Origin of the sequence: Cognatundibacterium aquatile (assembly GCF_014699135.1) — a bacterium.
GTDB lineage: Bacteria > Pseudomonadota > Gammaproteobacteria > Burkholderiales > Burkholderiaceae_D > Undibacterium > Undibacterium aquatile.
In genome coordinates this window covers 177667-184489 of the sequence record NZ_JACOFT010000007.1, presented here as the reverse complement: position 1 = coordinate 184489, position 6823 = coordinate 177667, and the positions used below count along the sequence as shown (strand labels likewise).

Sequence of the window (6823 nt, the reverse complement as noted above, 5' to 3'; positions counted from 1 at the left end):
TGAAGTACTTCTCACTCACTGTCAACTCCCTTCGCCCTTTCGCTTCGCTTTTTCTTCTCAGCGTCCGCATTTTGTTGTGCGGGCACCAATCGGATCACTTGGCCTGACTTCGGTCTGTTGACTGTGCTTGCTGCTTTTTTACTTGCAGCTCTTCACTTTCTTCCCCCGCCTTTCAGCGGGAGTCGAACTATAGCAAAACCTTCCTCAATTCGCAATCTAACAGGTAAATTATTTTAATGAATATGCGAATGACTGCGGTAAAGACATTCGGCGCAATCAACGATCACAGATAAAAAAACAGCCTTGCGTTCTTACGAACGCAAGGCTGTTTTCAGGTCCGCGTGATATTAATCAGCGCTGGGCGAGTGCATCGACCACACACAAAGCTGTCATATTAACGATACGACGGACTGTCGCCGACGGCGTCAGGATATGAACAGGTTTTGCACAACCCAATAAGATAGGGCCAATCGCAACGTTATTACCAGCGGTGATTTTCATCAGGTTATACGCGATGTTAGCTGCATCAATATTCGGCATAACCAGTAAATTCGCATCGCCCTTCAAAGTCGAATTCGGCATCATTTTTTTACGATATGCTGAGTCCAAAGCCGTGTCGCCATGCATTTCGCCGTCGATTTCCAGGTCTGGCGCCTGACGCTGAATGATTTCCAGCGCCGCACGCATTTTTTGTGCAGATTCACTATTGCTGGAGCCAAAATTAGAATGTGATAACAAGGCTGCTTTTGGCAACAGACCGAAACGGCGCATTTCTTCTGCGGCAAGTATCGTGATTTCCGCAATTTGTTCGGCTGTTGGATTCTCATTCACATGCGTGTCGACCAGAACAAGCTGACGATCCGGCAAGACCAGCACATTCATCGCCGCATTCACCTTAACATTATTGCGCTTACCGAGAACCTGGTTGATGTAATTCAGGTGCAGGCCAGTGCTACCGAACGTGCCACAAATCATGCCGTCAGCATCACCTTTATGGATCATCATTGATCCTATCAATGTGTGGCGACGGCGCATTTCCAGTTTCGCGTACTGCTCTGTCACGCCTTTACGGCATGTCATCTCATGATAAGTCTTGGAATATTCGCGATAGCGTGGATCAAACTCAGGGTTGATCACTTCAAAATCGACACCAGGGCGAATACGCAGACCAAACTTCTCGACGCGTTGCGCCAGAATATGTGGGCGCCCCACCAAAATCGGTGTTGCCAGCTTCTCATCAACAACGACCTGAACAGCACGCAGAACGCGCTCTTCTTCACCTTCTGGATAAACAATACGTTTGCGATCTGCAGGTGCTTTTTTCGCCAACTGAAACAGAGGCTTCATGAAGGTGCCGCTGTGATAGACGAATTGCTGCAACTTCTCAACGTATGCCTGCATGTCCTTGATCGGACGCGCCGCCACACCGCACTCTTCCGCTGCTTTTGCAACTGCTGGCGCAATCTTGATCATCAGGCGCGGATCAAATGGCTTAGGAATCAGGTATTCCGGGCCAAAAGACAAGTTGCTGATGCCATAGGCAGAAGCAACGACGTCAGACTGCTCAGCCTGTGCCAACTCTGCAATCGCATGCACCACCGCGATTTCCATTTCGCGTGTAATCGTCGTGGCACCGCAATCGAGCGCGCCACGGAAAATATAAGGGAAACACAAAACGTTGTTAACCTGATTCGGGAAGTCAGAACGACCGGTTGCCATCACCGCATCATCACGCACCGCCTTGACTTCTTCCGGCAGAATTTCCGGGGTCGGATTTGCCAGCGCCAGAATCAGCGGCTTTTCAGCCATCATTCTGACCATATCCTGTTTCAGTACGCCACCAGCGGACAAACCAAGGAAAATGTCCGCACCTTCAATCACTTCTTTCAGGCTGCGTGCTGATGTTTCCTGCGCAAAGCGTTCCTTATCTGGGTCCATCAACTCTGCACGGCCTTTATAAACCACGCCAGCCAGATCGGTCACATAGATGTTTTCAATCGGGAAGCCGAGGTCAACGATCAGATCCAGGCAGGCCAGCGCTGCAGCACCAGCACCGGAAACCACCAGTTTCGCATTTTTAATATCTTTACCGACGACTTTTAATCCGTTCATGATCGCGGCGCCGACAATAATCGCCGTGCCGTGCTGATCGTCATGGAAGACCGGAATCTTCATGCGTTCACGTAATTTGCGCTCAATGTAAAAACACTCTGGCGCTTTAATGTCTTCCAGATTAATGCCGCCGAATGTTGGCTCCAGAGAAGCAATGATATCGACCAGTTTGTCTGGGTCAGGTTCGTTGATTTCAATATCGAACACATCAATGCCAGCAAATTTCTTGAACAGAACGCCCTTGCCTTCCATCACTGGCTTGGATGCCAGCGGGCCGATATTGCCGAGACCGAGCACTGCGGTACCGTTGGTAATCACACCGACCAGATTGCCGCGCGCGGTGTACTTAAATGCAGCAGTAGGATCAGCAACGATTTCCTCGCACGGAGACGCCACACCAGGGGAGTACGCTAACGCCAGATCGCGTTGATTTGTCAATTGCTTGGTTGGCGTCACACTGATTTTACCCGGCGTCGGGAACTCATGATATTCCAGTGCGGCCTGGCGCAACTGCTGACGTATTTGCTCTTTTTGATCTGATGACGAATCCATGTGGGGCTGCCTCTTTCTATTTTTGCTTACTCAAAACTTACTATCCGCTCGTGATTCTAGCAGAGGGAACCCTCTAACTTCATACGTATTTACACGACTTTTATCTTTTTCAGAGGACGAATCAGATAAAAATCGATCAAATCACTCGCCATTAAATAGCTAAAAACTATTCAACGAATAAAAACAATTGAATTCACAAATCAATTATTAATATCTATCATTGCACCATGTTTGATAGAAAACGTTTTAAACAACGATCACCAAGGAGAATCATATGAGCACCCAGGCAAATCCATCTGCCACTATTCAAAACCTCGAATCTGCGTTTGCAGGCGAATCGATGGCACACATTAAATACCGCTATTTTGCCAAGCTGGCACGCGAAGCCGGTGCTGAAGATGTAGCGCAAGCATTTGAAGCGACCGCAGATCAGGAAGTCATGCACGCATTCGGTCATCTCGATCTGCTGTATCCAAAAGCGCAACTGACACCACAACGGGCATTAGAAATCGCGATTGAAGGAGAAACGTATGAATACACAGAAATGTATCCAAAATTCCGCCACCTCGCCGTGGAAGAAGGCAATCACGCTGCTGTCGCCGAGTACGATGAGCAAATCGCAGAATCTAAGGAACATGCTGAAAACTTTAAGCGGACTTTAGCCATCGCTGCCAAACGCTTTGCCGCGCTGGCGAAAGTTGAAGAGCGTCATGCGAACCACTATCGCGCTGTGCTCGAAGCCAGCAAAGCATCCTAAGCAGCGGTACACCGGACATTCCAGCGATGCCCCGAATCAATGCGGCGTCGCTGACAACATCAAAAAAAACAAGCAACAATTCTGAGGACAATATGAAAACTTATCAATGTATCGTATGCGGTTTTATCTATGACGAAGCACTGGGTTTGCCGGAAGAAGGCATTCCTGCAGGCACACGCTGGGACGACATTCCAGCCGACTGGGAATGCCCGGACTGCGGCGTCGCCAAAGCCGATTTTGATATGGTGGAAATCTGATATGAAACCCGTCGCCATCATCGGTTCCGGTCTGGCGGGCTACACCGTGGCTCGTGAATTCCGCAAGCTGGACAAAACCACACCTGTGCTGATCATCACCGGCGATGATGGCGGCTTTTACTCCAAGCCCATGTTGTCGAACGCCTTTGCGCAAGGCAAAACCGCGAGTCATCTGCGCAGCCAAACGGCAGATCAGATGGCGGCGCAAATCAATGCCACGATCCTGACCCGAACGCAGGTGCGCAGCATAGACACGACGAAGCAAACTGTCCACACCAGCGCCGGTGAATTTGAATTCAGCCAACTGGTGCTGGCGGTCGGCGCGCAAGCGATACGCCTGCCGTTCGCAGGCAACGCCGCCGATCAGGTGTTGTCGGTGAATACGCTGGATGACTATGCGGTTTTGCGCGACAGACTCAGCGCTGCCGGTACATCCGCCCGCGTTGCCATCATCGGCGCAGGTCTGATCGGCTGTGAATTTGCCGACGATCTGCGTAGCGGAGGACATCAGGTCACCCTGATCGACCCGCATCCTGCACCGCTGGCGGCACTCGCGCCACCAGCGATTTCTGCAGGATTGCAAGCGGCACTGCAAGCGCGACACGTGCAGTTCCGAATGGGCACCACCAGCAATAGTATCGATCACACCGACACTGGCTTGCGAATCACGCTCGCCAACGGCGAACACATCGACGTCGATGTCATTTTGTCGGCAGTAGGGCTGCGTGCCGATATCCGGCTCGCACAGGAAGCGCATTTGCAAGCCGAGCGCGGCATCCTCGTGGATCAGTTTGGGCAAACCAGCGTCAAGGGCATTTATGCATTGGGCGATTGCGCACAATATGCGCAAGCTGATGGCAACAGCGTCACCTTGCCGTATGTCGCACCGATCATGGCGGCAGCGCGCGCAATTGCACAAAGTCTGGCTGGAACGCCGACCGCAATCGACTTTAAACCAGCGCCCGTCCTGGTGAAAACGCCAAGCTATCCGATCGCACTGGTAGCACCGCCGCTGGCAGTGGCGAAGCGTGGGCAATGGGAAAACGAGCAGACCGACAGTCATCCGGAAGTGTCCGCCAGCATCTGCCGCTTCATCGACAATGATGGTGTCGTGCGCGGCTTCGCGGTGGCACCGCAGGAAGCGAAAATCAGGAATGCTTTATTGAGCGAACTTGGAACAGTGAAAACCTCAGCGATAGCCTGAAAACGCCAAACCCGGTGCGTGCTGCGTGAGTGAAAAGCATCTCCAAAGGCATTTTGGGCGTTAAATATACTCCCCCCAGTATGTTTTAAGGCCCTTTATTCACAAGGACATGAGCGTGTTTTTCTCACATACTCCCCCTTTTTTCTTAAAAATGACGGGTAAAAGAGGAAAACGTGGGGATACCAATACAGCACAGAAAGCTTGCTCCATCGGCATTCAACGAGGTGCAATCGCTCGTGCGTGTTAAAGGCATGTTGCAGGCGTATTCAAGGAAAATTGTATGCGGACGGAATCTCCATTCGATGCGCGAAAAATCATGCGTCAGGGTGTCATCAGGAATGTCGCGCCGCCATCATCCTTGGGTACAATGCGCGCATGCTCTCAGAATTCGACTTAATCAAGCGCTATTTCGCGCACCATTCCGCGCCTGACGCCATGCTCGCACTGGGTGTCGGCGACGACTGCGCCTTGCTCAATCCCACGCCCGGTATGCAAATCGCGATTTCCAGCGACATGCTGGTATCTGGCCGACATTTCTTTCCGGACGCGGATCCATTTCTGCTGGGGCACAAATGCCTGGCAGTAAATCTCTCCGATCTGGCAGCAATGGGCGCAAAACCGCTGGGATTTACGCTGGCCTTTTCTCTGCCGGAAGCGAATCCGGCCTGGCTGGAACAATTTGCGCGTGGCTTGCTGAGTCTCGCGGATGCCCATCAATGCCGCCTGATCGGTGGCGACACCACCAAAGGGCCGCTGAATATCTGCATCACCATTTTTGGCGAACTGCCGAAAGACAGCGCGCTGCGACGCGATGCGGCACAAATCGGTGACGATATCTGGGTCTCCGGCTCATTGGGGGATGCGCGCTTAGCATTGGCCGCGTATTGGAAAGAAGTGGCGCTCAGTGAATCAGATCACCAACGCGCTGCGCAGCGCATGCATCAGCCTACGCCCCGCATCGCCCTCGGCATCGCCTTGCGCGGCATCGCCCATGCGGCACTCGATATTTCTGATGGGCTCGCAGGCGATCTCGGTCATATTCTCGAACGCTCAGGTCTCGGTGCCACGCTGTTTGTCGATCAGTTGCCCGCCGGGTCGGTGTTGCAACAACAGACGCTGGAATTACGACGCCAATTCACGCTGACAGGCGGTGATGATTACGAGTTGTGCTTCACTGCGCCTGCCTCACGTCGCGCCGACATCATCGCTGCCGGACACACAAGCAATACGCCAGTCACCCGCATCGGTCAGATTGAAGCAGCCACGGGTTTGCGCCTGATGGATGATCAGCAGCAACCCATTCGCATGACACTCCACTCATTTGATCATTTCAGCACACCATGAACACGTCAGATACGTCAGACCTGCAACAACCAACGATCATCATCCGCCCCGACTGGCGTTTCATGCTGAGTCATCCGGCACATATTCTGGCGCAGGGTTTCGGCAGCGGCTTATCGCCAGCCGTGCCGGGCACCATGGGCACGCTGTTCGGCTGGCTCAGCTTTAATGTACTGAGTCAGCGCTGGCCAGAAATCTTTACGACCGCAGGCTGGGCGTGGATCATCGTTATCGGCTTTCTGATCGGCATCTGGGCTTGCAAAGTCACAGGAAAAAATCTTGGTGTGGCCGATCATGGCAGCATGGTGTGGGATGAAATCATCGCGATCTGGGCAGTGCTGTTGTTTGTGCTGCCGGCAGATGCGCGCACACAAACCTGGGCGTTTCTGATTTTCCGCTTTTTTGACATGGTGAAACCGCCGCCTATCCGCTATTTCGATCGCCACTTGAAGGGCGGATTCGGCGTCATGTGGGACGATATTGTCGCGGCCTTTTTTACGCTGCTGGTGTTTGCACTCTGGCGCGCATGGTGACACCGGCCTTTGCCGGACACCTTGCCGGATCTGAACGGCATTGATGTCTGACGCATGTCATAGATCA

6 protein-coding genes are annotated in these 6823 nt (G+C 52.5%); 5 read left to right on the top strand and 1 reads right to left on the bottom strand.

Translation table 11 applies throughout. The features are described from left to right. Positions 1-351: 351 nt before the first annotated feature. On the bottom strand, positions 352-2664 hold the full coding sequence (locus H8K26_RS17135) for an NADP-dependent malic enzyme (RefSeq protein ID WP_190481184.1): 2313 nt from the start codon (positions 2662-2664) through the stop codon (positions 352-354). A gap of 274 nt (positions 2665-2938) precedes the next feature. Between H8K26_RS17135 and H8K26_RS17130 the strand changes: the two genes are divergently transcribed. From H8K26_RS17130 to H8K26_RS17110, 5 genes are all read left to right on the top strand, one after another. Further along, entirely contained in the window at positions 2939-3421 is a 483-nt protein-coding gene (locus H8K26_RS17130; protein ID WP_190481182.1) for a rubrerythrin family protein, read from the top strand. Between the two features lie 92 nt (positions 3422-3513). Further along, the gene (locus tag H8K26_RS17125; RefSeq protein WP_186898524.1) at positions 3514-3678 is read left to right on the top strand and encodes a rubredoxin; all 165 of its coding nucleotides are present in this window, start codon (positions 3514-3516) and stop codon (positions 3676-3678) included. Between the two features lies 1 nt (position 3679). Next, positions 3680-4882 carry an FAD-dependent oxidoreductase gene (locus tag H8K26_RS17120; RefSeq protein ID WP_190481180.1) on the top strand — a complete coding sequence of 401 codons (1203 nt, stop codon included), beginning with the start codon at positions 3680-3682 and terminating at the stop codon, positions 4880-4882. A gap of 375 nt (positions 4883-5257) precedes the next feature. Next, entirely contained in the window at positions 5258-6226 is a 969-nt protein-coding gene (thiL, locus tag H8K26_RS17115) for a thiamine-phosphate kinase (RefSeq protein WP_190481178.1), read from the top strand. Next, the gene (locus H8K26_RS17110) at positions 6223-6756 is read left to right on the top strand and encodes a phosphatidylglycerophosphatase A family protein (RefSeq protein ID WP_223827088.1); all 534 of its coding nucleotides are present in this window, start codon (positions 6223-6225) and stop codon (positions 6754-6756) included. The genes thiL and H8K26_RS17110 overlap by 4 nt, the downstream gene beginning before the upstream one ends. Positions 6757-6823 lie beyond the last annotated feature (67 nt).